Raw genomic sequence first — 23642 nt, forward strand, 5'->3', positions numbered from 1 at the left:
GCAAGTATGCAGCATGATAGGCGCTGTTACAGAGCTACAGGGGCGCTGACGATTGCCATTTTCCACAACCTTAGATGAAGGTATGTTTGCTTCCTTGACCGCATACGTTGATAATAACGCTAGGACAAGGAGAGACAAAACCATGTGGATAACGTCGATACCGATAGGCCAATGGTTGACGATAATGGTTATGGCGCTTGCACTTGGCTTTGACGCTTTTTCTTTGTGTCTGGGCATCGGGATAAAAGGGATTAGAGGCAGGGATATGGTTCGTATTAGCCTTATGATTGCTTTGTTTCATATTGCCATGCCACTGTTGGGCATTCTGACAGGAATATGGATGAGTGCTATACTTGGACAGATTACAGTTATTGCGGCTGGAGCCCTATTGGTTATGCTAGGGGCCCATATGGTATACAGCTCTTTTAAAGGTGAATCTTCAGGGTGGATAGATACAGCTACTTTAGGAGGAACTATGTTATTTGCACTTAGTGTGAGTGTGGATTCCTTCTCGGTTGGTGTATCGTTAGGGATGTATCAATCGCATATGTTAATGACGATAACAGCTTTTGGCTTGTTGGGAGGACTTATGTCTATACTAGGCCTGAAGCTGGGCAATCAGGTTGGTCAGCATTTAGGAGAGTACGGTGAAGCGGCTGGCGGTGCAATTTTATTGACATTTGGGGTGTTGTTTTTATTGCCTGGCTAAAAATAGTGTATCATATAGTAGAATTTACTTGCAGATGATCGACTATCGAGTGTCTGCTACTTCATTAATAGCAGCGGAGGGGACCTGACATGACACGCATTTTGTTTGTATGCACTGGCAACACGTGCCGAAGTCCAATGGCGGAGTCGATGCTTCGTCATCTGGCACATGAGAGAGGCGTAAATGTAGAAGTGCGTTCAGCTGGGGTGTCGGCTTGGGGCGATGCACCGATGTCGGAGCACGCGCACAGCGTCTTGGAGAAATGGGAGATGCCTCATGAAGGCTTTCATTCACAAGGGCTGGCGGCATCGTTAGTAGCGTGGGCAGATTTGATCCTGACTCTGACACACGGTCATAAGCAGCATGTTTTGCAGCGGTATCCACAAGCGGCGGATAAGGTGTACACACTTAAAGAATATGTGAGTACCGATGAAGGTGCTTTATTGGCGCAAGAGCAAATGCATGCTTTAATTGCAGAGCTGCAATTAAAGCTGGCAATGGGGGAGCAGCCGACTCCGGAGGAAATGCAACTGCTGAACCGGCTTCAACAGCAGGCACCAGAAACAGATATTGCTGATCCTTATGGTGGTTCATTGGAGCAGTATGTGCAGACGGCAGAAGATATTAAAGCATCGTTGTACCTTTTGCTGGACAAGCTCATAAAAAAATAAATTGCGTTTGTTTTCGTAATGCGTTATGATTTGGCTAACTAACACGGGTTCGATGTAACTGGCGACAAGAGTGGATGAAACCACGATGGAGCATCGAACGATACGGCCGGTCGCCTGGGCAGAGGAGCAAAGTATGTTTTCGAACATACTTGTGCTCTTTTTTGTTATCCTACAACCAAAGATGTAACACCTTTCCTCTGAAAATTAGTTATAATAGAGGTGTCTAACAAGCCTTTTTCCGTGCGCACGTGTGCCTGTTCATGATAAGGAATAGGAGGTAGGACAGCCCATAGGGCTTGACTGATCCAATCCTTTGATTTGGGTATAATAGGATGCAGGTGTGCACGACTAATGATACAGGAGGAAACAACAGATGAAGATTGCAATTGGCGCCGATCATGCCGGCGTGAATCTGAAGCAGGATATCATTGCGGTGATTGAGCAGCTTGGACATGAAGTGGTGGACTTAGGATGCGACTGTTCCACTTCCGTAGATTATCCGGATTATGCGTTGCCCGTAGCTGAAATGGTGGCGAAGCAGGAAGCGGATCGTGGGGTGCTTATTTGCGGGACTGGGATCGGTATGTCGATTGCAGCCAATAAAGTACGGGGCGTTCGCTGTGCATTAGTTCACGACTTGTTCTCTGCGAAAGCAACTCGGGAACACAATGACACAAACGTAATTGCTCTTGGAGAACGTGTGATAGGTCCTGGACTAGCACAAGAAATCGTTCGCACTTGGCTTTCGACAGATTTCAGCCAAGGTGAGCGTCATATTGGCCGTCTTCGCAAGGTCGAGCTGATTGAGCAAACCTATCATTCCACTCCTTAGAATGGAGGAAGAGTGATGACGAAACCAGATTATATTCGGCAGATTCATGCAGAAGCAGAGGCTGCGGCTCACGCGTTAGCAGATGCAGCCCAGTTGTCACCAGGCCAGTTAGTCATTATCGGATGCAGCACAAGCGAAGTAATCGGACAACGGATCGGCACTTCAGGAACGATAGAGCTTGCCACTGCGTTGTATGCAGGTATTGAACTGCTAAGAACGAAGTACGGCGCCCAATTGGCTTTTCAATGCTGTGAGCATCTGAATAGAGCCCTTGTTGTGGAGCGGACGACCTGTGAGCGTTTGCGGCTTGATGAAGTTAATGCCGTTCCCGTACCAAAGGCAGGGGGATCAATGGCTGCGATAGCTTATACAAGCTTTGCCCAACCTTGTCTGGTAGAGACGATATCCGCAGATGCGGGTATTGATATTGGAGAAACTTTAATTGGTATGCATTTGAAGCGGGTAGCTGTTCCGCTACGTACTTCCGTTAAATCCATTGGAGCAGCGAGAGTAACAATGGCGATGACACGTCCTAAGCTAATTGGCGGGGAACGTGCCGTATACCGCTTACCGGACACAAATTCACTACAGTTGTCTTGTGAATAACAAGTTCTGTTGCAGCCTTTACGCCTATGCGTTGCATGTATAAGGTAAATTATATTTGGGAGGGTTTGAACTTATGGTTGAACAATTGAGACAGCAAGATCCAGCCGTATTGGAAGCTATGAACTTGGAGCTTCAACGTCAACGCCACAACATTGAGCTTATCGCATCAGAGAATATTGTTAGTGAAGCAGTAATTGAAGCGATGGGTACGGTATTGACGAATAAATACGCAGAGGGTTATCCAGGACGCCGTTATTATGGCGGCTGTGAGCATGTAGATATTGTAGAAGATATCGCACGCGATCGCGCAAAAGAGCTGTTTGGCGCTGAGCATGTAAACGTTCAGCCGCATTCCGGTGCTCAAGCCAACATGGCTGTATATTTGGCAGCTCTGCAACCGGGTGATACTGTTCTTGGTATGAACCTGGCACATGGCGGTCATCTTACGCACGGCAGCCCTGTTAATGCGTCTGGTTTGCTGTACAACTTTGTAGCCTATGGTGTGAACGAAGAAACATTCCGTATCGACTACGATGATGTTCGCAAAGCCGCGTTCAAACATCGCCCTAAGATGATCGTGGCAGGAGCTAGCGCATATCCGCGTATCATCGATTTTGAGAAGCTTGCTGCTATCGCTAATGATGTAGGCGCCTTGTTTATGGTAGACATGGCTCACATTGCAGGACTCGTAGCTGCTGGTTTACATCCAAATCCAGTACCTCATGCACACTTTGTAACGACAACAACACATAAGACGCTTCGTGGTCCACGTGGCGGAATGATTTTGTGTCGTAAGTCATGGGCGCAGGCAATTGACAAAGCGGTATTCCCAGGTACGCAAGGGGGACCGTTGATGCATGTTATCGCATCCAAAGCAGTAGCGCTAGGTGAAGCACTTCAGCCTTCCTTTAAGACTTATGCGGAGCAAGTGGTCAAGAATGCGCAAGTGTTGGCTGAATCTCTCGTGGCCCAAGGATTAAACCTTGTGTCCGGTGGTACAGACAATCACTTGATGCTTATTGATACTCGCAACATTAACATTACAGGTAAAGATGCCGAGAAAGTATTGGATTCAGTAGGTATTACTGTAAACAAAAACGCAATTCCATTTGATCCTACAAGCCCGTTTGTAACAAGCGGCATTCGAATTGGTACGCCTGCGGCGACTTCTCGTGGTATGGATGAGTCCGCTATGACGAAGATTGGTGAGATTATCGCTTTGACGCTCAGAAATCCGACCGATGAGGCTGTATTAAGTGAAGCACGCGAAATGGTGCGAGCTTTGACGGATCAATATCCATTGTACCCAGAACTGAAATATTAATCGATTGTATATAATTAAGGGCTGAACCCATTGCCATACACAAGGCGGTGGGTCAGCCTGTTTTACTATGTTTGGGAGAGTTTATTTGGTCGTTTGCTATCCTATTTGACGTTTATATGTAAATCAATAGTGTTGGACCAAATGTGTGGGGGAATCAAAAAATGGGATATGTAGTATTAGTTCTCGTTGTAGGGGCTGTGTTAGTTATAGTTCTCTTGGGAGGGCAAAGGGGCAGTAGGAACAGACACGATATAGCGAGACATCGAGGTAATGCTCGTTCTGCAAGGCTGCGCAGTCGTCATATTGTATTTACGGGGCGTGCGCCGGAACATCTAGGCACCAGTGAGGGAGACCCTGTCTATCCATTAGTGCTTCAGTATGAACGGAGTTGGCACTCTACATATGAGGAGAGATTAAAACAAAGAGTACTTGCTGACAATACGAGTATGACCGACGAGGAGTACAGTTGGCGTAAGTTAGAATTAGATCGTTATTTTATCGTTTGCGCCATACTCAAGGAAGTCCCGATGTTTAGTCGTAAAATAGATGATTTGTGGCATGATATGCTAATGTTTACCGCCGATTATGACCAATGGTCAGCGCGTTATATCGGTGTTAAGATTCACCATCAGCCTACGCTAGAAATGAAACCAACGCCTGGTTTACGGGCTTGGTTTGATTGGGTGTATAGTCAATTGTTTGAGCCCGAGCCTTACACGCGTTTGTTATGGGGGCCATTTTTCCGTCACCCGCTTGAACCGAAACTTTTGGAGCAGTTGGCCGAGGGTACGGAAGATGAGCTGTTGAATCATGTGTTCCGCCGAGATACAGCTGAACGTTACCCCGAGATTTTAGGCGTGATTCGGTTCTTAATGCAACGTGCAAAGGATCAACTTGTACAAGCCAAAGGAATGACCAAAGTTCCTCGTATGGATCAGATTAAGGTACGCTCAAGTTCAGACTCAGGCTTATTTTATGGAGATTCAAATGAGGTGCAGTGTTCGTCCAATACGAATTATGATCACTTATGGTATTGCACTTCATTTCTGCTGTTGGTAGGTTCATATACGTCCTATGATCACTATCAAGAGGTGGCGGCTGCGATAGACAATAGCGAGCGTATGGACAATACTATTATAACAGAGGATGTGTCGGCAAGAGATCAGCGGCATCATTCAAATTGCTCAAGTTATGGGTGCAGCAGCAACGATAGTAGCAGTGATAATAGGAGTGATAATCATAGCTCTAATTGCAGCTCTTCAGATAGTGGAGGCAGCTCTTCCTCTTGCGGCGCAGGATGTGGCTCTTCGGACTAATAGTTCCATTGGGCTAGATGCATCGGCGTGCTGATTAGTTCTTTTGTATGGACATGTATAAGCAGTCACAGGTTTGCTTACAAATATATGGTACAGGTGCAGGGGTATAAGTGTTGACGAAGTGTGAACAACACGGGGTGCAGCTTGCTTAAAGCGAAGCGATCATGTGCAGTTCCTGCCGATGAATGTTATAATAGAGCCTGTTTGTACGAATCAAATGATCAGTCATCAATGAGAGTAAATAGCGGAGGGACACAATTGTATGGGCAAATTAGTCATTTGCGATCATCCTTTAATTCAACACAAAGTCACTTTAATCCGAGACAAGCGCACGAATACGAAAGATTTTCGCGAGCTAGTGGACGAAGTGGCAACACTTATGGCGTACGAGATTACACGTGAACTCAAACTGGAGACAATCACGGTAGAGACGCCTGTAGCTACGACAGAATGTAAAGTTATATCTGGACGGATGCTTGGACTGATTCCGATTCTTCGTGCTGGTCTAGGTATGGTGGAAGGTGTCGTTAAGCTGATTCCAGGTGCCAAAATCGGGCATGTCGGTTTGTTCCGTGACCCGGAAACGTTAAAGCCAGTCGAGTATTATACGAAGCTGCCTACCGATGTTCAAGAGCGTCAACTTATTGTCATTGATCCGATGCTGGCCACGGGGGGCTCAGCGATTGCAGCTATTGATGTTTTGAAGAAACGCCAATGCACTCAAATCAAGTTGATGTGTCTGATTGCAGCACCTGAAGGGGTGAAGGCGGTGCAGGAAGCACATCCTGATGTTGATATTTACTTAGCTGCATTGGATGAGCGTTTGGATGACCACGGTTACATAGTACCAGGTCTTGGAGATGCAGGGGATCGATTGTTTGGTACGAAATAATAATTAGAGTATGTACAGCCTGGCTGCCGTAAACACGGCAGCCAGGCTGGCATAGACTACCATTTGATGGAGGATTTACACATGCGTAAAGTAAAAGTGATGACGATTTTTGGCGTCCGACCAGAGGCGATTAAGATGGCTCCACTCATTTTGGAGCTGCAAAAGCACCCGGATCAGATCGAATCGGTGGTATGTGTGACTGCTCAACATCGCCAAATGTTGGATCAGGTATTGGAAGTGTTTGACATCAAGCCTGATTATGACTTGGATATTATGCAGCAACGTCAATCGTTAAATGATATCACGATTCGAGTGCTGCAAGGGTTGCAACCTGTTCTTGAAGAAGCAAAGCCAGATATCGTATTAGTGCATGGTGACACGCTTACAACGTTTCTGGCGAGCTATGCAGCGTTTATGCAGCAGATTCAAGTGGGGCATGTAGAAGCTGGCCTACGAACATGGAATAAGCAGTCTCCTTTCCCAGAGGAAATGAATCGCCAGCTTACAGGTGTTATTGCTGATTTACATTTTTCACCTACCGAATGGTCGGCGAACAACTTAAGACAAGAAAACAAAAAAGATTCATCGATATATGTCACAGGCAACACCGTAACGGATGTGTTTCAATATACAGTACGTTCCGATTATCAACATGAAGTATTAGACTGGGCGCAAGGGAAACGCCTGATTCTTATGACGGCACATCGTCGTGAATCGCAAGGCGAGCCTCACCGGAATATTTTCCGCGCTGTTCGCCGCATAGCGGACGAGTTCGAAGATGTAGCGATTGTGTATCCGGTGCACCCAAGCCCAGCTGTACGCGAACCGGCTCACGAGATGTTAGGGAACCATCCTCGCATTAAGCTGATTGAACCGCTTGATGTTGTGGACTTGCATAACTTTTACCCACATACTCATCTCATATTGACCGATTCAGGCGGACTTCAGGAGGAAGCACCGTCTTTTGGCATACCTGTGCTTGTGCTTCGTGAAACTACCGAACGACCGGAAGGCATCGAGGCGGGAACGTTAGAATTGGTAGGTACCGAAGAAGCTCAAGTGTATGAACGTACAAAGGCACTGTTGCAGGATGAATCAACGTATGCTCGTATGAGCAAAGCGGCTAATCCTTATGGTGATGGCAAAGCGTCAGAACGTATTGTCAGTGCGATTCTTCATAGTTTTGGCTTGAAAACGGAACGTCCTGATTCATTTCACACAACGTTCACAAATGAGACTTAAAACACCTTCTAGCCTTGATATTCCACAGCATACAGTGACACTGTACGGTTTGTGTGAAGTCCAACAGTAGCGGATTCGTGAAAGATTGACTTCCATCACCAAAATCTAACAAATTATTGAATTGACAATTTTGTGAGGGTTTCTTACAATGAATTGGGATTAAAAGGGTGATGGACATGGTTAAACCGTCAAAACCGCGAGGTAAAAGGACTCCTTGGTCAGCAGTCGGCTTAGTGAGTGCGATTGGTGTCGATATTTCGTTGTGTACGGTTGGAGGCTATTATCTTGGCTCCTGGTTGAAAGATCAACTAGGGGGATCTGATTTGTGGGTGGCATCAGGTGTGCTGCTCGGGGTACTAACAGGTATTCTGAGTATCATCATACTTATTAATAAAGTTATGGGGGAAGCGGATGGATGAAATTACAACCCACCTGAAAGTATTGTTAAGAGTGACGTTGTTGTTTTTAGCCGCTTGCTTCATGGTTTGGGCGTTCGTCCCGTCATTCCGCAGCATAACGCTTGGTCTTATTTTGGGATCAAGTGCTAGCTATATAAATGCTGCCTTACTATCAATGAAGATGCGTAAGTTTTCAGAATTGATGGAAGGTGGTACAGTGAAGAGAATGAGTTTGGGCTTTGCTTCTCGTGCAGCAATGGCGGTATTAGTCGTCATTATTGCTTTGCGGGTGCCAGGCATTAATCTTTATTCAGCGGTAGCGGGTTTGTTTTTAGCGCAGTTTGCTTTGTTATTTATCGGGGCGGCTGTCTTGCGTAGACAAAAGTGACGTTTCGTCTGAGAAAGGGGTGAGAAACATGCATGAATCACCAATTATTAATTTGGGCGGATTTCATCTCGACCTTTCTGTAGTTTTAATGCTCTTCGTTAGTTCTCTGATTGTATTTGTACTCGCTATTGTGGCGACACGTAATCTATCTGTTGAGAACCCGGGGAAACTACAGAACTTTATGGAATGGGTCGTGGAGTTCGTTCAGGGGCTGATCTCCAGTACAATGGATTGGAAGAAAGGCAAAGCGTTTGTGTCACTTGGTATGACCTTGATCTTATTCATTTTCGTCAGCAACTTGCTAGGGCTGCCCTTCTCGGTGGTAACCGAACATCATCACGCAGACGCGAAAGTGTTTGGACAGGTTATTGAAGCGACAAGCACCGCTCACTTCAGCCAACTAGAAGCAGAAGGCAAAGAAGCGCACGCAGAACTTCTCTGGTGGAAATCCCCAACAGCTGATGCGTCTGTAACGATGGGACTGGCAATTATTATCTTCATCCTTTGCCATTACCTTGGGTTGGTGAAGAATACAAAAGGATACTTCAAGCACTATGTGCAGCCTTATGTCATCTTCCTGCCGATCAACTTGATTGAGACTCTAGCTAAGCCTCTAACGCACGGTATGCGTCTATACGCAAACATCTATGCGGGCGAAGTATTGATAACTGTACTTCTTGGAGCTGGCTTCTGGGGTATTCCAGGATTGGTAGCATGGCAAGGCTTCAGTATATTCATTGGAGCAATCCAAGCATTCGTATTTACGATTCTGACGATGGTATACATCGGCCAGATGATCGAAACGCACGACGAACATTAACTATCAATTATGCTTACGTGTAGTAGATAACCGTAAAGCTGATTGCATAATCATACAAAATTTCAGTATTTAATTTTAAGGAGGATATATCAATGGGAGCAATGGCGTTATTAGCAGCTGGTATTGCAGTAGGTTTGGGTGCACTTGGTGCAGGTATTGGTAACGGTTTGATCGTAAGTAAGACAGTAGAAGGTATCGCTCGTCAGCCTGAAGCGAAATCCACACTTCAAACAACGATGTTTATCGGGGTAGGTTTGGTAGAGGTTCTTCCGATTATCGGTGTCGTAATGGCATTCTTGTTCTTCGGAAAAGCTTAATAATTACAGGTATGGACATTGGCGGGGAAGGCTACGGCCATCCGCGCCTTCCTTTTACATGGAGTATGACACGTAACGTGATGATTTTATAAGTCAGACCCAAGTTTACACGCTTCAGAAAGGAGTGACTTGATTTGAGCATTCTTTGGGAAAATATTGTGATCTCGATGGTCGCATTCCTTATCCTATTTCTTTTGCTGTCCAAGTATGCTTTCGGACCGTTGTTCACCGTCATGGAAAAACGACGTGAACTGGTGAAGCAGCAACTGGATGAAGCTGCGAACAGCCGCACTCAAGCGCAGGCATTCGTAGACGAGCAGAAACAAGCTTTGGCTGCTGCACGCAAAGACGCTTACGACATTATTGACCAAGCGAAACAAACTAGTGTTCGTCAAGCCGACGATATTATCGCGCAAGCTAAAAACGAAACCATTCGTTTGAAAGAAGAAGCAGCACGCGATATCGTAAGCGAGAAGAACAAAGCGGTTGAAGCGCTTCGTAATGAAGTGAGCAGCATGTCTGTAGCAATCGCTTCCAAGATTTTGGAGAAACAAGTGGATGAGAAAGACCAATCTCAATTGGTTGACCAATACCTGAAAGAGGTAGGGGGCAAACAATAATGAGCCAGGATACAGTAGTTGCTAAACGTTATGCGAAGGCTCTGTTTCAATTGGCTTTGGAGCAACAATCCGTTTCTGAAAGGGAGCAACAGCTTAAATATGTCGTGCAGGCTATTGCGTCCAGTCATGAACTGGAATTGCTGCTTACGACACCGAACATAGATGTAAAGGGCAAAAAGGAAGTGTTAAACAGCGCATTTCAAGGACATGTGTCCGAAAATGTAGTTAACACGATTCAATTGCTCGTTGAGCGCGGACGCATCAACATATTGGGTGATGTGTTAGCAAGTTATGTCCATATTGCTGGTGAGGCGCTAGGCACTGCGGATGCAATTGTGACGTCAGCAGTTGCGCTTAGCGAATCGGAGAAGCAGGATGTAGCTGCATCTTTTGGTCGCAAAGTGAACAGAACGATTCGTGTACACAATGTGGTTGACCCGTCGATTATCGGCGGTATTCAGGTTCGCATTGGTGATCGTTTATTTGATGGAAGCTTGTCAGGCAAGCTTGATCGTATGGAGAAGGCCTTAAAGTCCGATGCACGGTAACATATACAGTACGGTATAGAATGGGGTGAAGCGAATTGAGCATTAGACCTGATGAAATCAGCACGCTGATTAAAAGTCAAATCGAGAAATATAAATCCGAAATCGAAGTGGCGGAAGTCGGTACAGTCATTCAAGTAGGTGACGGTATTGCTCGCGTTCACGGTTTAGAGCAATGTATGCAGGGCGAATTGCTTGAATTCTCTAACGGCGTTATGGGTATGGCGCTGAACTTGGAAGAGAACAACGTAGGTATCGTTATTCTTGGACCATACAAAGATATTCGCGAAGGTGACCAAGTTAAACGAACAGGGCGTATTATGGAAGTTCCTGTTGGCGAAGCATTGCTTGGTCGCGTCGTAAGTCCATTGGGACATCCGTTGGATGGCAAAGGTCCAATTGAGACTACAGAATTCCGTCCGATTGAAGCTAACGCACCAGGCGTTATCGACCGTAAATCAGTTCATGAGCCTATGCAAACAGGGATCAAAGCGATCGACGCGATGGTACCAATCGGCCGCGGACAACGTGAGTTGATTATCGGTGACCGTCAAACGGGTAAAACGGCTATCGCAATTGATACAATTCTGAACCAAAAGGGTAACGGAGTGAAGTGTATCTACGTTGCAATTGGTCAGAAGCAATCTACAGTAGCACAGGTTGTAGAAACATTGCGTCGTCATGGCGCTTTGGATTACACGATTGTCGTTACTGCTGCGGCATCTGAGCCGTCTCCATTGTTGTTCTTGGCTCCTTATGCAGGATGTGCAATGGGTGAGTACTTCATGTACAAGGGCGAGCACGTTCTTGTTATTTACGATGATTTGACTAAACAAGCGGCAGCATACCGCGAGTTGTCCTTGCTGCTCCGTCGTCCTCCAGGCCGTGAAGCCTATCCAGGTGACGTATTCTACCTGCACTCCCGTTTGCTGGAGCGTGCAGCGAAGCTGAGCGACGAGAAAGGCGGCGGTTCATTGACTGCCCTGCCATTTATCGAGACGCAAGCATCAGACGTGTCGGCCTACATTCCGACAAACGTAATTTCCATAACAGACGGCCAGATCTTCTTGGAGTCTGACTTGTTCTACTCCGGACAACGTCCAGCGATTAACGTTGGTATTTCCGTATCCCGTGTAGGTGGCTCAGCTCAAATTAAAGCCATGAAAAAAGTTGCAGGTACGCTGCGTTTGGACTTGGCACAATATCGTGAACTTCAAGCGTTCGCACAGTTCGGCTCGGACTTGGATAAGTCTACACTTGCACGTCTGAACCGCGGTGCGCGTCTGATGGAAATCCTGAAGCAAGGTGTTCACCAGCCGCTCCCAGTTGAGAAACAAGTCGTCAGCCTTTATGTAGCTACAAAAGGCCACATCGATGAGATTCCAGTTCAAGACGTTACACGTTTTGAACATGAGTTCTTGGATTATGTAGGTTCCAACTACGAGACGATCTTCACATCCATTCGTGATACGAAGGATCTGTCCAAGGAAACAGAAGATGCATTGGTGGAAGCAGTGACGAAGTTCAAGAAGGGCTTTGCTGTAACGGCTTAATGATGTATAGATAGTGGGCCGGGTACGTGATAAGCGTCCCGGCGCACAACGTTCAAGAGCGAAGAAGTTTGCTTTGCCTCACGCAAAGCGTACAAGGCAGGTGAAACGTTAATGGCTAAAGGGATGCGCGATATTAAACGCCAGATCAAGAGCATTCAAAGTACAAAGCAAATTACTAAGGCGATGGAGATGGTGGCGGCTGCGAAGCTGCGCCGTGCAGAAGAGCAAGCGCAAGCGGCTCGTCCATATGCGGATAAGCTCAAAGAGGTTGTTGCCAGCATCGCTTCAGGTACAAAAGGTATTACTCATCCGATGCTCGTCAAGCGTCCAGTGAAGAAAACGGGTTACCTTGTCATTACCTCAGACCGCGGTCTTGCAGGTGGTTACAATGCCAACGTTCTTCGTATGGTCACGCAGACGATTCGTGAACGTCATCGTTCCAACGATGAGTTTGTATTGTTTGTAATCGGACGCAAAGGCCGTGATTATTTCCGTCGTCGGGGATTACCGATCGTAGCGGAAGTGACAGAAGTGCCGGATGCGCCAACATTTGCGGATGTTAAGACGATTGCTTATAAGGCAGTTAAATATTTCGAAGAAGAGCAATATGACGAATTGAACTTGTTCTACAATCAATTTGTTAATGCCCTCACGCAAGTGCCAACGGAGAAACGTTTGCTTCCGTTGGAAGACGATGGGACTGACACTCATACGCATGCGCCTACTGCTGCATATGAATTTGAGCCGTCTCCTGAAGTCGTATTGGAGCATTTATTGCCGAAATACGCAGAGACACTTATATTCAGTGCTGTATTGGATGCAAAGGCGAGTGAATTTGGGGCTAAAATGACGGCAATGGGAAGTGCGACGAAGAATGCATCCGATATGATATCGGGGCTGACTTTGACATACAACCGTGCACGTCAAGCTGCCATTACGCAAGAAATTTCGGAGATCGTAGCAGGGGCTAACGCTCAAGGCTAATTCGGATATAGTGGATGTTTTCAGTAGGATGAATTGATAAGGCTAAATCGCTTATCAAGGTCATCAGAGGAGGGAACGAGATGAATAAAGGACGCGTTATTAGCGTTACGGGTCCGGTTGTCGACATTGAGTTCGAACGTGGTCAACTTCCGGAAATTTTAAACGCGGTTAAGGTTGAACAAAAATCGACCACTCCTGGCGCGCCTGACATCAACTTGACGTTGGAAGTATCGGTACATTTGGGCGATAACATCGTTCGTTGTGTAGCGATGTCTTCCACGGATGGTATGGTGCGTGGCATGGAAGCAGTGGACCAAGGCACTCCAATTTCAGTGCCTGTAGGCAGCGCGACATTGGGACGCGTATTTAACGTATTGGGCAATCCGATTGACAATGCGGGTGCAGTAGCCAATGAGCACACGAGCCCAATTCACCGTGAAGCTCCCAAATTCGATGAATTGTCGACACAAGCGGAGATTCTGGAAACGGGAATTAAAGTTATCGACTTGCTTGCACCTTACGCAAAGGGCGGTAAAATCGGCTTGTTTGGTGGTGCAGGTGTAGGTAAGACCGTTACGATTCAAGAATTGATCAACAACATTGCACAAGAACACGGTGGTATTTCCGTATTTGCGGGTGTTGGTGAACGTACTCGTGAAGGTAACGACTTGTACCATGAGATGAAAGATTCAGGCGTTATTAACAAGACAGCAATGGTGTTCGGTCAAATGAACGAGCCTCCTGGCGCACGTCTTCGTGTAGCCTTGACAGGCTTGACTATGGCGGAATACTTCCGTGATGAAGAAGGCAAAGACGTACTTCTCTTTATCGACAACATCTTCCGCTTCACTCAAGCGGGTTCTGAGGTATCCGCGTTGCTCGGACGTATGCCGTCCGCGGTAGGTTACCAGCCAACATTGGCAACAGAAATGGGTCAATTACAAGAGCGTATTACGTCAACGAAAAAAGGTTCAGTTACGTCGATCCAAGCGATTTACGTTCCTGCGGATGACTATACGGATCCAGCACCAGCTACAACGTTTGCTCACTTGGATGCAACAACAAACTTGGAGCGTAAAATTTCCGAGATGGGTATCTTCCCAGCGGTAGATCCACTCGCTTCTTCTTCTCGTATCCTTGCACCAGACATCGTTGGTGAAGAGCACTATAACGTAGCACAAGGCGTTAAGCGCTTGTTGCAGCGTTACAAAGAGCTTCAAGATATTATTAATATCTTGGGTATGGACGAATTGTCCGAAGAAGATAAGCTGACTGTTGCGCGCGCGCGTAAGATTCAACGCTTCTTGTCGCAGCCGTTCCACGTTGCTGAGCCATTCACAGGTCTCTCTGGTAAATATGTTCCTGTTAAAGAAACGGTTCGCAGCTTCAAAGAAATTTTGGAAGGCAAACATGATGATCTTCCAGAAGCAGCCTTCTTGTTCGTAGGTGTTATTGAGGAAGCTGTGGAAAAAGCGAAGACGCTGTAAAGCGGCTTGACGTGATACGGTCTGCTTTATCGTTAGGATAAGCAGAACGGAAGGAGGGAACCGCAGTTGAGTACCTTTTTATTGGAAATTGTCACGCCTGAGCGCAAAGTATTTGCGCAAGAGGTGGACATGGTCAGCGTTAAGGGCGTTGAAGGGGATCTCGGCATCTTGGCAGGTCATATTCCGATGGTCACGCCGCTTGATATTGCACCAATGAAGATCAAGTTCGGTGGTCAAGAGCATTGGATCGCTGTTCATGGTGGATTTGTGGAAGTACGCAAAGACAAAGTGGTTGTCCTTGCGGAAAGTGCAGAATTGCCAGAGAACATTGACGTTGAGCGTGCGAAAGCAGCGAAGGCCCGTGCTGAGCAGCGTATTGCTATGGCAGAACGAAGCAAGCAGGATCACGTTGATTTCCGTCGTGCTGAAGTGTCGCTCCATCGTGCTATAACACGGATTAAAGTATCGGAACGAGGTTAAGAGGTTCCTTAAATAGAAGCAGGCTATCCCGGATAGGTTATAGATCCTTGGGATAGCCTGTTTTTGTATTACTAATTTTATTTTGTAAAAGTGCTGTCTTGTGTCGTGTAAGTTAAGTGTTCCAGGTTTGCAACGCTACCGCATTTAAATAGTTCCACGGTTTGTTGAAATGCGGCTGGAAGAAGAAATCTACGACGGCAAGCTCATCCACCGTCATACGATTCTGAATACAGACCGACATCGTGTTAATTGCAGCGGTTAGATCAATGGTAGAGCTAAGCTGCGCCCCTACAATTCGGCGCGAGCCTTGCTCAAATACCAGTTTTAACTTTAATGGCTCTGTTGTAGGCATAAACTCTGGGCGATAATGGTCTTCCAATAGGCTCGTTTCCACAACTAGCCCTTGTTGTATGGCTGCATCTTCTGTAAGCCCTGTAGTGGCAATATGGTGCTCATAAATTTTAATGCCGGATGTACCCTGCGTTCCAAGAGAGCGAATTCTAGGCGTCATCAGATTACATGCAGCTATAGTACCCATCCGTACCGCATTGGTTGCTAAGGGGATATAAGCTGGTTGCTCAGTCGGATTATATTGAACAGCAGTGCAATCACCCGCTGCAAAGACATCAGGATGGCTAGTACGCATGTACTCATCAACGATAATAGCTCCATTATCGAGCATATCTAATTTGCCGCGCATAAACGCTGTATTGGGTTGGAAGCCGATGCACAAAATAACGAGATCAGCAGCGTATTCCCCTTTGTCTGTAACTACACTGCTTACGGTACCGTTAGTACCATTGAATCGGTGAACAGTTTCACCAAGAGCTAACACAACACCGCGATCTGCAAAAGATTTCTCTACAGGTGCTGTAAATTCCACATCCAAATATTTGGCCATAATGCGATCTGTCATATCAATTAGCGTAACATGCTTTCCACTTTCCTCGAATGCTTCAACAAGCTCAATTCCAATATAACCAGCCCCAATGACTACAATATTGGTAGCTTCTTTTGCTTTGTGAATGATCGTTTGCGAATGATGATAATTTTTGCAAAGCAATATATTGCTGAACTCAGCACCTTCAAATCGGGGAACGATCGGCCATGAGCCAGTTGTAATAATTAATTTGTCGAACGTATCTTCAATGACGTCTCCATTATCAAGATTGCGGGCAGTCAACGTATGAGCGTCCAGATCAAGCGCCGTGACGTCATGCTTCATATGTGTGGTCACCCCAAGCTGACGAAGTGCCTCGGGAGAAGAGTAGAACAATTTATCCGCATCAGGAACGACCCCGCCTACATTTAAAGCAATGCCACAAGATAAAAACGATATATTATCGTTACGTTCATAAACCGTGATAACAGCATCGGGGTAACGTTTAGCAGCTTGTACGATAGCGGCTGTTCCAGCATGTGTACATCCAATAACGGCAATTTTCATCTAAATAACCTCCTAAGGGTAAGTGCATGGGATGTGGGCAATTAAATTTAACATAGTGAAAGTGAAAACATTCACTACATATGTCAAAAAGGAAAGCAATCATGTGATGTATATCACAATGTGCTTGAACTTTATTATATGCATTGTGAAAAAAATTGCAAGTAGTAAATAAAAATTTTAATTAATTGTATTTTGCGTAAGGACTAAATTTGGTTTATGATCACCACAAATAAATGAGCATAATAATTTGCAGCTATGGCATCAAAAAAACCGGAGAAGCTGCTGCTCCGTCCGGTCTTTTACCTGCTTGTCTACGGTCTAATGATGACTTCTGCTTCGTTTTTCTGCTGATGCATACGGTAGAAAGCCTCGCCAATCACATCGGGGCTAAAGGCAGTACCTGGTTGTACGAATCCGCTAATTGTAAGTGTACCTGCATAAAGGCCATAGTTCTTCAACTCGTCATGCAAACTTAAAGCGAGATTACGAATACTGGACTTACCAACGCCTAGTGAAGCAAGTGTAGCGGTTGGGTGAATGGCTTGACCACCACCTGTAAATAAAATGGAGCCTGTACCGCGTGTACGCATGCCAGAGAGCACACACTGAGCAGCGGTAAGGGCGCCTATTACATTTACTTGCAGGTCAGCAAGCATGTCGCTAGGAGCTACTTCAGAAGGATAGCCTGGCGTATGAGCTGATGCGTTGTATATGAGTACGTCAGGCACTCCGTACTGCTGCTCCAACTCATTTAAAGTATTTCGTAGAGAGGTTTCGTCTCCGGCATAAGCAACGGTTCCTTCGGCAGTTACATTTTGTTCAATTAGTGCTTGTTTCATAGCTTCGAGTAGTGATTCCTCGCGTGTAATCAGAAGCGGCAAATAGCCGCGCTTGCCAAAAGTCTTGGCGATTCCTAGTCCGATACCGCAGCCTGCGCCGACGATCCAAATCATCGGTTGTTTCATGGTATGTCATCCCCTTATCGTCATAGATCCGATGTCATTTTATTTTAAACGATAGAAAGGCAAGGTTTCAAAGGTAAAGTTAACAATGAGAAATGAGAATATGTGGGGTTCTGTTAAATAACTATTTTGAAATACTTGACACCGTTATTAATTTCACGTTATACTGATCTCAGTTAATATTGATAATCATTCTCATATCTGAGTGGAGAGTTGTTATCACATTGGCTACGTTCTCGCAGACGTTCTTCTTGGTGAATGACGTATTGCAGTAGGTTGGTTGTAAGGTAGTTAGTTTCCTCATCCTCCATGTTTTTTGCCGCGGTCGGTTCCGCGGCTCTTTTTTTTGCCTAATATAAGTGTGTATTATATTTATGTCACACAATGTTCATAAATGGATTGTCTCAAGGTGGGCATGTGATCATACCTATTAAAGGAAAACATTGTATTTAAAAATTGTCGAAAACGTATAAATACTATAGCTTTTACGTAGACGATATTGGCAGGTTTTGTTATAATTGTGTCGGGTTTATTACGAGTTAACTGCTGTACAGTCAAATAATATCGCTGCACGACGGAGGGGGATGTCATGGATTACATCAACAATTACGTCATCGTGGCCATTTTTGTCGCACTTGGTATTTTGCTGCCGGTAGTTGCGCTCGCAGTAGGGCGACTATTAAGGCCGCACAAGCCGACAGAAATGAAGAAGACCACTTATGAAAGCGGTAACGAACCAGTGGGTGTGGGACAAGTACGGTTTAATATCCGGTATTACTTGTTTGCGCTCATGTTTGTCATTTTTGATGTCGAAACCGTTTTCTTGTACCCGTGGGCAGTTGCTTACAAGCAGCTGGGGTTGTTTGCTTTAGTTGAAATGCTTATCTTTGTCGGGTTGCTGCTTGTTGGTCTCATCTACGCCTGGAAAAAGAAGGTGCTCAAATGGAATTCGCTTTAGAATCAATTACCCCCGAAGAACAACGGGAGCTAGAACGTAACGTGTTTTTTGGTACGTTGGAGCAGTTGAAGGCATGGGCACGCAGCAATTCGTTGTGGCCGCTTACGTTTGGTCTGGCGTGCTGTGCGATTGAAATGATGGGAACTGGGGCGTCACATTATGACTTGGACCGATTTGGCGTCATATTTCGGACTTCACCTCGACAGTCAGACTGCATGATTGTTGCAGGAACAGTAACGAAAAAGATGGCTCCGCTGCTGCGGCGTTTGTATGATCAGATGCCTGAGCCCAAGTGGGTGATAGCAATGGGGTCTTGTGCAACAGCCGGTGGTCCTTATGTAAAGTCTTACGCTGTAGTTAAGGGAGTGGATCAGGTAGTGCCAGTCGATGTGTATATACCTGGCTGTCCGCCAAATCCTGCGGCACTGATCTATGGCATTAATAAACTACAAGAGAAGATCCGCTATGAGGCTAAGACTGGGAAGCGGGTGTCTAACCGATGAGTGAGGATAACCAACCAACGAATAGAGAGAAGCCATTACTTGAGCCAGACCAAGAGCCGAAGGGACCTGCTCAAGCAGTAGAGGGTGAATTGGAAGCTTCTACTGACAATACGGCTGATGACAGGAATAACGTGGGCGAGAGCGCAGCAAATGAACAGATGGAAGTGAAGCAAAGCGAGATGCAGGAAGTCGGAGTGAAGCCGACTGACGATAAGGGCGATGCGCCAGCGGATAACGCGCAGGAGAAAGCTGCGGAGGCAGAGGTGCAGCCGGTGGAGCGCAAGGGCGATGCGCCAGCGGATAGCGCGCAGGAGAAAGCTGCGGAGGCAGAGGCGCAGCCAGCGGAGCACAAGGGCGAAGCGCCAACGGAAGCGGCGGCAGACAAGCCGGCCCGCAAGCCGCTGACGGAGGAAGAGAGGGCTGCACGCGCTAAGGCGGCAGCAGAAGCAAAAGCAGCGCGAGCCACAGCGGCTGAAGGCGGCACAGTGGGCGATTCCGCAGCGGAGCCTGCTGCAGCAACACGGCCAGCGCGAGCGCCACGAGCGCCGAAGGAGGAGGAGCCAGAACAGCCAAAGGTGCCTTCTCCAAAGCAACCTGTGCTGGATAGACTTGTGGAGCAGCTTCGAGCTGACATCGCTCCGGATGCGGTAGAGGCATCTATTATCAATGAAACGGATGGTCATATGCCAACCGTCACAATTAAAGCGGAGCACTGGTACCAGACGGCACAGTGGCTGCGGCATAATCCGGAGTGGGCTTGCGATTATTTACGGAATTTATCAGGAGTTGATCAAGAGAGCTATTTAGCTGTCGTGTACCACCTTATTAGTTTAAAGACTCGCATGGAGGTGGCAGTCCACGTGAAGACAGACCGTGAGCAGCCGTCTATCGCCTCCGTAACCCCGATATGGCCTACTGCGGATTGGAACGAGCGCGAAACCTATGATTTGTTTGGTATAGCGTTTCCAGGACATCCGAACTTAAGGCGAATTATGATGTCGGATGACTGGGTAGGTCATCCGCTTCGCAAAGACTACGAGCAGCTTGATTCGGAGGTGTGATGCCTATGATACGGACAGAAGAACTGCTCTTAAACGTAGGCCCCCAGCATCCTAGCACACATGGCGTATTTCGCATCGTCGTCAAACTTGACGGTGAAGTCATTACCGAAGCAACTCCCGTAATGGGCTACTTGCACCGCGGTACTGAGAAGCTGGCGGAAAGCTTAAATTACACACAAATTATTCCCTACACAGATCGAATGGATTATGTATCGGCGATGACCAATAATTATGTGTTGGTGCACGCTGTTGAGAAGATGATGAACATTGAAGTGCCAGAACGTGCCGAGTTCCTTCGTTTAATTGTGATGGAACTTCAACGTGTAGCCAGTCACCTTGTATGGTGGGGAACATATTTGCTGGACATCGGCGCGATGAGCCCATTCCTGTATGCTTTCCGAGATCGCGAGATTATTATTGATCTTTTTAACGAGATCAGCGGCGCACGCTTGACGTACAACTATATGCGTGTAGGCGGTGTAAAGTGGGATGCTCCATCCGGATGGATAGATAAAGTACGTGACTTTATCCCCTATATGCGCAAACGAATGGATGAATATGACCGTCTCGTCAGTGGCAACGAAATCTTTCTGGCCCGCATTAAAGGGGTCGGTCAATATGATGCAGACACGGCTATCGCCTATGGCTTGAGCGGAGCTAATCTGCGTTGCACAGGTGTGGACTGGGATTTGCGTAAGACAGAACCTTATAGCCTCTACGACCGCTTCGAGTTTGATGTACCGCTCGGACAGAAGGGGGACTGCTACGACAGATATTTGATCCGCTTGCAGGAAATTCACGAGAGCTTGAGAATTTTGGAGCAAGCTGTCGCACAATTCCCGTCTGGCGGGGATACGATGGGCAAAGTGCCACGCGTCATTAGACCGCCAGCCGGTGAAGTATATGCACGTATCGAATCTCCACGTGGTGAGATTGGCTGCTACATTATATCGAAAGGGAAAGCGGAGCCCTACCGCTTAAAATTCCGCAGGCCCTCATTTGTAAATCTTCAAATATTACCTAAATTGCTCGTTGGCGAAACGATGACTAACCTGATCACTATATTAGGTGGCGTCGATATCGTCGTCGGGGAGGTGGATTGCTAGTGCAAGAGCTAATTCAGCAATCTTTTACGTGGCAGAATGGGCTCGTATTTTTCGGATGGGGAGTTGTTTTCCTGTTTGTTGTGCTCGGTTTTGTTACGTATGCGATATATTTTGAACGAAAAGTTATTGGCTGGATGCAGCTGCGGCATGGCCCTACACGAGTAGGTCCGCTTGGATTGTTGCAGACGGTAGCCGATATCCTCAAGCTTCTGCTCAAAGAAGATACAATTCCTAAAAAAGCGGATCGTGCGCTTTTTATACTTGCTCCAGTCCTTGTATATGTGCCGTCCTTTGCGGTGCTTGCTACGATTCCTTATACACAATCATTAGGTTTTGCCGATCTCAACGTTGGTCTGCTTTATTATGCGGCCTTGTCCAGTATTTCTACAATTGGTGTTGTATTGGGCGGTTGGGCGTCTAACAACAAATATTCATTGCTAGGTGGCATGCGGTCGGCGGCACAAATGATCAGTTATGAGATTCCACTGGTCATGTCGGTGGTGGGCGTTATTATGCTAAATGGAAGCTTAAGCTTGCGTACGATTGTAGGGGGACAAGGGAACAATTTTTGGGAGTGGAACTTCCTTCCTCAAATCATCGGTTTTGTTATCTTTATGATTGCGGCGGTGTCCGAGCTGAACCGAACGCCTTTTGACTTGCCGGAAGCAGAGTCAGAACTGGTTGCTGGATACCATGTGGAATACAGTGGCTTCCGCTTTGCGTTTTTTATGCTCGCCGAGTATGTATACGTTTTTGCGATTTCGGCGTTAACGACAGTATTATTTTTAGGCGGTTGGCACCCACCGCTTGCGGTTCTTGATTTCATCCCAGGCTTGTTATGGTTTGTACTTAAATTTTCCTTCTGCGTATTCTTCTTGTTCTGGCTGCGTGCGACGATGCCACGTATCCGTGTCGATCAACTGATGAGTTTCGGCTGGAAGGTGCTGCTGCCGCTTGCGATACTTAATATTTTCTTGACTGCGGCTTATATCGAGATATTTAACAAATAAGCAAGGGGTGAAAACCGTGAAAGGATTGCTTAAAGGTCTTGGTGTCACATTTAAGGCGATGACATCCAAAAAGATCACCTACGCCTATCCAGACGTTCCTTTGCAAATGCCGGATCGGTTCCGCGGGATTCAGCATTTTGACCCGGATAAATGTATTGTATGTAATGCGTGTGCCCGCGTCTGTCCAACCGAATGTATTACATTGACAGGCAAGCCCAACCCGGATCCTGACAAAAAGGGGAAGGTCATCGACACGTATGATATTAACTTTGAGATTTGTATCCTTTGTGATCTGTGCACAGAAGTGTGCCCAACCGAAGCGATCGTGATGACCAACAACTTTGAACTGGCAACTTACAGCCGCGACGATTTGTACAAGGATCGGGATTGGCTAAATGGCAACAACAGTCTGATCCGGCAGGACAATATCTCAATGCTGCCAAAAGGAGGGGCAAAGAAAGATGTTTAACTTTTCAATGGAGCTTAATGGTCAGACCATAGCTTTCTTTGCCTTGGCAGTATGTGTAATCACGGGTGCTGTGTTAATGCTGAACTTTACAAAAGTTGTACATATGGTCGTATCGCTTGCTTTTTCCTTCGTAGGTTTGGCTGGTATCTATGTGCTGCTAGAAGCTGAGTTTGTAGCATTTGTGCAGGTACTCGTCTATGCGGGTGCGATCTCAATTCTCATGATCTTTGGCATTATGATGACACGACATGATAAGCAAGACGAGGTGATCATGAAGCCTTGGAAGGAAGCGCTGGCAGCCATAGGCTGTTTGGCGCTGTTCGGCGTGCTGTTCTTCGCGATTCGAGGAACGCAGTTTCCGACACCTGCCGACAAGCCTCTGTCCGAGGACAACACGCTTGCGCTCGGCAAGCTGCTGTTTACAGAGCATGTTATTCCGTTTGAATTGTTGTCTGTATTGTTGACAGTAGCGTTTATTGGTGCAATCGTACTGGCAAAAAATGACGATCCGACTTCGATTAATCCGTCTTCTGCACTGACAGATCAGTCCTCCGTGTCTGCTTCTGAACCATTATCATCAGGCTTGCAACAGCTGCAAGAGCCCCCTAAAGGAGGCAATCCGACATGAGCACGATGCTGGCTTCCTTTTTAACATTGGCTGCGATTTTATTTTGTATTGGGCTATACGGTGTGTTGACTAAACGAAGTGCCGTCATTGTCCTGCTTTCTATTGAATTGATGTTAAACGCAGTGAACTTAAACTTAGTCGCATTTTCTAAATACGGAGTCGTTCCGAGCCTTAAAGGGCAAGTGTTCTCGCTCTTTAACATCGCGATCGCCGCAGCGGAAGCTGCTGTTGGAGTTGCAATTTTGATCGCGTTGTACCGGAATCGTGGCACGGCCAACGTGGACGAATATGACGACTTACGCAGATAACGGATT

27 protein-coding genes, 1 pseudogene and 1 riboswitch are annotated in these 23642 nt (G+C 46.6%); of the genes and pseudogenes, 26 read left to right on the forward strand and 2 right to left on the reverse strand.

What is annotated here, in order from left to right; genetic code table 11:
• Nucleotides 1-142: 142 nt before the first annotated feature.
• From H509_RS0103810 to H509_RS0103895, 18 genes are all read left to right on the forward strand, one after another.
• On the forward strand, nt 143-709 hold the full coding sequence (locus H509_RS0103810) for a manganese efflux pump MntP (RefSeq protein ID WP_028543898.1): 567 nt from the start codon (nt 143-145) through the stop codon (nt 707-709).
• Nucleotides 710-798: 89 nt separating this feature from the next.
• Nucleotides 799-1380, forward strand: coding sequence for a low molecular weight protein arginine phosphatase (locus H509_RS0103815; protein WP_028543899.1), 582 nt, complete (start codon nt 799-801; stop codon nt 1378-1380).
• Between the two features lie 44 nt (nt 1381-1424).
• Nucleotides 1425-1507: riboswitch (ZMP/ZTP riboswitch) on the forward strand.
• A gap of 246 nt (nt 1508-1753) precedes the next feature.
• Nucleotides 1754-2212, forward strand: a complete 459-nt coding sequence (rpiB, locus tag H509_RS0103820) for a ribose 5-phosphate isomerase B (protein ID WP_028543900.1) — start codon at nt 1754-1756, stop codon at nt 2210-2212.
• 15 nt (nt 2213-2227) lie between these two features.
• A complete protein-coding gene (locus H509_RS0103825; protein WP_051286795.1) occupies nt 2228-2818 on the forward strand; it encodes a TIGR01440 family protein in 591 nt (196 codons plus the stop codon).
• Between the two features lie 73 nt (nt 2819-2891).
• Nucleotides 2892-4142 (forward strand): serine hydroxymethyltransferase, encoded by a 1251-nt coding sequence (locus tag H509_RS0103830; protein ID WP_028543902.1) that lies wholly within the window; start codon nt 2892-2894, stop codon nt 4140-4142.
• A 161-nt stretch (nt 4143-4303) separates the two neighbouring features.
• The gene (locus H509_RS26625) at nt 4304-5458 is read left to right on the forward strand and encodes a glycine-rich domain-containing protein (protein WP_051286796.1); all 1155 of its coding nucleotides are present in this window, start codon (nt 4304-4306) and stop codon (nt 5456-5458) included.
• Between the two features lie 262 nt (nt 5459-5720).
• Nucleotides 5721-6350, forward strand: a complete 630-nt coding sequence (gene upp / locus H509_RS0103840; RefSeq protein ID WP_028543903.1) for a uracil phosphoribosyltransferase — start codon at nt 5721-5723, stop codon at nt 6348-6350.
• A gap of 81 nt (nt 6351-6431) precedes the next feature.
• A complete protein-coding gene (gene wecB, locus H509_RS0103845; RefSeq protein WP_028543904.1) occupies nt 6432-7592 on the forward strand; it encodes a non-hydrolyzing UDP-N-acetylglucosamine 2-epimerase in 1161 nt (386 codons plus the stop codon).
• 176 nt (nt 7593-7768) lie between these two features.
• On the forward strand, nt 7769-8011 hold the full coding sequence (locus H509_RS0103850) for an AtpZ/AtpI family protein (RefSeq protein ID WP_028543905.1): 243 nt from the start codon (nt 7769-7771) through the stop codon (nt 8009-8011).
• Nucleotides 8004-8378: an ATP synthase subunit I gene (locus H509_RS0103855; protein ID WP_028543906.1), complete on the forward strand. Its 375-nt coding sequence runs from the start codon at nt 8004-8006 to the stop codon at nt 8376-8378. The genes H509_RS0103850 and H509_RS0103855 overlap by 8 nt, the downstream gene beginning before the upstream one ends.
• A gap of 28 nt (nt 8379-8406) precedes the next feature.
• Nucleotides 8407-9198 (forward strand): F0F1 ATP synthase subunit A, encoded by a 792-nt coding sequence (gene atpB, locus H509_RS0103860; RefSeq protein ID WP_028543907.1) that lies wholly within the window; start codon nt 8407-8409, stop codon nt 9196-9198.
• A 92-nt stretch (nt 9199-9290) separates the two neighbouring features.
• The gene (gene atpE / locus H509_RS0103865) at nt 9291-9515 is read left to right on the forward strand and encodes a F0F1 ATP synthase subunit C (RefSeq protein ID WP_028543908.1); all 225 of its coding nucleotides are present in this window, start codon (nt 9291-9293) and stop codon (nt 9513-9515) included.
• Nucleotides 9516-9649: 134 nt separating this feature from the next.
• Complete coding sequence (atpF, locus tag H509_RS0103870) at nt 9650-10135, forward strand: F0F1 ATP synthase subunit B (protein ID WP_028543909.1); 486 nt, start codon at nt 9650-9652, stop codon at nt 10133-10135.
• Nucleotides 10135-10683 carry a F0F1 ATP synthase subunit delta gene (locus H509_RS0103875; protein ID WP_028543910.1) on the forward strand — a complete coding sequence of 183 codons (549 nt, stop codon included), beginning with the start codon at nt 10135-10137 and terminating at the stop codon, nt 10681-10683. The genes atpF and H509_RS0103875 overlap by 1 nt, the downstream gene beginning before the upstream one ends.
• 35 nt (nt 10684-10718) lie before the next feature.
• A complete protein-coding gene (gene atpA, locus H509_RS0103880) occupies nt 10719-12233 on the forward strand; it encodes a F0F1 ATP synthase subunit alpha (RefSeq protein ID WP_028543911.1) in 1515 nt (504 codons plus the stop codon).
• Between the two features lie 111 nt (nt 12234-12344).
• Nucleotides 12345-13217, forward strand: coding sequence for an ATP synthase F1 subunit gamma (atpG, locus tag H509_RS0103885; RefSeq protein ID WP_028543912.1), 873 nt, complete (start codon nt 12345-12347; stop codon nt 13215-13217).
• An 80-nt stretch (nt 13218-13297) separates the two neighbouring features.
• A complete protein-coding gene (atpD, locus tag H509_RS0103890) occupies nt 13298-14704 on the forward strand; it encodes a F0F1 ATP synthase subunit beta (protein WP_028543913.1) in 1407 nt (468 codons plus the stop codon).
• 66 nt (nt 14705-14770) lie between these two features.
• Nucleotides 14771-15184 carry a F0F1 ATP synthase subunit epsilon gene (locus tag H509_RS0103895; RefSeq protein ID WP_028543914.1) on the forward strand — a complete coding sequence of 138 codons (414 nt, stop codon included), beginning with the start codon at nt 14771-14773 and terminating at the stop codon, nt 15182-15184.
• Nucleotides 15185-15296: 112 nt separating this feature from the next.
• Here the strand turns inward: H509_RS0103895 and H509_RS0103900 are convergent, their stop codons facing one another.
• Together H509_RS0103900 and H509_RS0103905 are read right to left on the reverse strand one after the other, a co-directional pair.
• Nucleotides 15297-16631, reverse strand: coding sequence for an FAD-dependent oxidoreductase (locus H509_RS0103900; RefSeq protein WP_028543915.1), 1335 nt, complete (start codon nt 16629-16631; stop codon nt 15297-15299).
• Between the two features lie 311 nt (nt 16632-16942).
• Nucleotides 16943-17596 (reverse strand): SDR family NAD(P)-dependent oxidoreductase, encoded by a 654-nt coding sequence (locus H509_RS0103905; RefSeq protein ID WP_028543916.1) that lies wholly within the window; start codon nt 17594-17596, stop codon nt 16943-16945.
• Between the two features lie 586 nt (nt 17597-18182).
• On the opposite strand from H509_RS0103905, the gene H509_RS0103910 reads away from it, so the two are divergent.
• From H509_RS0103910 to nuoK, 8 genes and pseudogenes are all read left to right on the forward strand, one after another.
• The gene (locus H509_RS0103910) at nt 18183-18551 is read left to right on the forward strand and encodes an NADH-quinone oxidoreductase subunit A (protein WP_028543917.1); all 369 of its coding nucleotides are present in this window, start codon (nt 18183-18185) and stop codon (nt 18549-18551) included.
• Entirely contained in the window at nt 18536-19054 is a 519-nt protein-coding gene (locus tag H509_RS0103915) for a NuoB/complex I 20 kDa subunit family protein (protein ID WP_028543918.1), read from the forward strand. Before H509_RS0103910 ends, H509_RS0103915 begins: the two co-directional genes overlap by 16 nt.
• On the forward strand, nt 19051-20115 hold the full coding sequence (locus tag H509_RS0103920) for an NADH-quinone oxidoreductase subunit C (protein ID WP_028543919.1): 1065 nt from the start codon (nt 19051-19053) through the stop codon (nt 20113-20115). The genes H509_RS0103915 and H509_RS0103920 overlap by 4 nt, the downstream gene beginning before the upstream one ends.
• Before the next feature lie 5 nt (nt 20116-20120).
• Complete coding sequence (locus tag H509_RS0103925; protein ID WP_028543920.1) at nt 20121-21221, forward strand: NADH-quinone oxidoreductase subunit D; 1101 nt, start codon at nt 20121-20123, stop codon at nt 21219-21221.
• Nucleotides 21221-22231 (forward strand): NADH-quinone oxidoreductase subunit NuoH, encoded by a 1011-nt coding sequence (gene nuoH / locus H509_RS0103930; RefSeq protein ID WP_028543921.1) that lies wholly within the window; start codon nt 21221-21223, stop codon nt 22229-22231. Before H509_RS0103925 ends, nuoH begins: the two co-directional genes overlap by 1 nt.
• 16 nt (nt 22232-22247) lie before the next feature.
• Nucleotides 22248-22700 (forward strand): NADH-quinone oxidoreductase subunit NuoI, encoded by a 453-nt coding sequence (gene nuoI / locus H509_RS0103935; protein WP_028543922.1) that lies wholly within the window; start codon nt 22248-22250, stop codon nt 22698-22700.
• Nucleotides 22693-23205 (forward strand): annotated as a pseudogene (locus tag H509_RS24220) (NADH-quinone oxidoreductase subunit J); the annotation flags it as partial. The gene nuoI and the pseudogene H509_RS24220, both read left to right, overlap by 8 nt.
• Nucleotides 23206-23324: 119 nt before the next feature.
• Nucleotides 23325-23636 carry an NADH-quinone oxidoreductase subunit NuoK gene (gene nuoK, locus H509_RS0103945; RefSeq protein WP_028543923.1) on the forward strand — a complete coding sequence of 104 codons (312 nt, stop codon included), beginning with the start codon at nt 23325-23327 and terminating at the stop codon, nt 23634-23636.
• Nucleotides 23637-23642 lie beyond the last annotated feature (6 nt).

Origin of the sequence: Paenibacillus taiwanensis DSM 18679 (assembly GCF_000425125.1) — a bacterium.
GTDB lineage: Bacteria > Bacillota > Bacilli > Paenibacillales > Paenibacillaceae > Paenibacillus_B > Paenibacillus_B taiwanensis.

Coding starts and splice junctions, on each gene's coding strand:
- H509_RS0103810 (WP_028543898.1), top strand. CDS start 143: ATGTGGATAACGTCGATACCGATAGGCCAATGGTTGACGATAATGGTT.
- H509_RS0103815 (WP_028543899.1), top strand. CDS start 799: ATGACACGCATTTTGTTTGTATGCACTGGCAACACGTGCCGAAGTCCA.
- rpiB (WP_028543900.1), top strand. CDS start 1,754: ATGAAGATTGCAATTGGCGCCGATCATGCCGGCGTGAATCTGAAGCAG.
- H509_RS0103825 (WP_051286795.1), top strand. CDS start 2,228: ATGACGAAACCAGATTATATTCGGCAGATTCATGCAGAAGCAGAGGCT.
- H509_RS0103830 (WP_028543902.1), top strand. CDS start 2,892: ATGGTTGAACAATTGAGACAGCAAGATCCAGCCGTATTGGAAGCTATG.
- H509_RS26625 (WP_051286796.1), top strand. CDS start 4,304: ATGGGATATGTAGTATTAGTTCTCGTTGTAGGGGCTGTGTTAGTTATA.
- upp (WP_028543903.1), top strand. CDS start 5,721: ATGGGCAAATTAGTCATTTGCGATCATCCTTTAATTCAACACAAAGTC.
- wecB (WP_028543904.1), top strand. CDS start 6,432: ATGCGTAAAGTAAAAGTGATGACGATTTTTGGCGTCCGACCAGAGGCG.
- H509_RS0103850 (WP_028543905.1), top strand. CDS start 7,769: ATGGTTAAACCGTCAAAACCGCGAGGTAAAAGGACTCCTTGGTCAGCA.
- H509_RS0103855 (WP_028543906.1), top strand. CDS start 8,004: ATGGATGAAATTACAACCCACCTGAAAGTATTGTTAAGAGTGACGTTG.
- atpB (WP_028543907.1), top strand. CDS start 8,407: ATGCATGAATCACCAATTATTAATTTGGGCGGATTTCATCTCGACCTT.
- atpE (WP_028543908.1), top strand. CDS start 9,291: ATGGGAGCAATGGCGTTATTAGCAGCTGGTATTGCAGTAGGTTTGGGT.
- H509_RS0103875 (WP_028543910.1), top strand. CDS start 10,135: ATGAGCCAGGATACAGTAGTTGCTAAACGTTATGCGAAGGCTCTGTTT.
- atpG (WP_028543912.1), top strand. CDS start 12,345: ATGGCTAAAGGGATGCGCGATATTAAACGCCAGATCAAGAGCATTCAA.
- atpD (WP_028543913.1), top strand. CDS start 13,298: ATGAATAAAGGACGCGTTATTAGCGTTACGGGTCCGGTTGTCGACATT.
- H509_RS0103900 (WP_028543915.1), bottom strand. CDS start 16,631: ATGAAAATTGCCGTTATTGGATGTACACATGCTGGAACAGCCGCTATC.
- H509_RS0103905 (WP_028543916.1), bottom strand. CDS start 17,596: ATGAAACAACCGATGATTTGGATCGTCGGCGCAGGCTGCGGTATCGGA.
- H509_RS0103910 (WP_028543917.1), top strand. CDS start 18,183: ATGGATTACATCAACAATTACGTCATCGTGGCCATTTTTGTCGCACTT.
- H509_RS0103915 (WP_028543918.1), top strand. CDS start 18,536: ATGGAATTCGCTTTAGAATCAATTACCCCCGAAGAACAACGGGAGCTA.
- H509_RS0103920 (WP_028543919.1), top strand. CDS start 19,051: ATGAGTGAGGATAACCAACCAACGAATAGAGAGAAGCCATTACTTGAG.
- H509_RS0103925 (WP_028543920.1), top strand. CDS start 20,121: ATGATACGGACAGAAGAACTGCTCTTAAACGTAGGCCCCCAGCATCCT.
- nuoK (WP_028543923.1), top strand. CDS start 23,325: ATGAGCACGATGCTGGCTTCCTTTTTAACATTGGCTGCGATTTTATTT.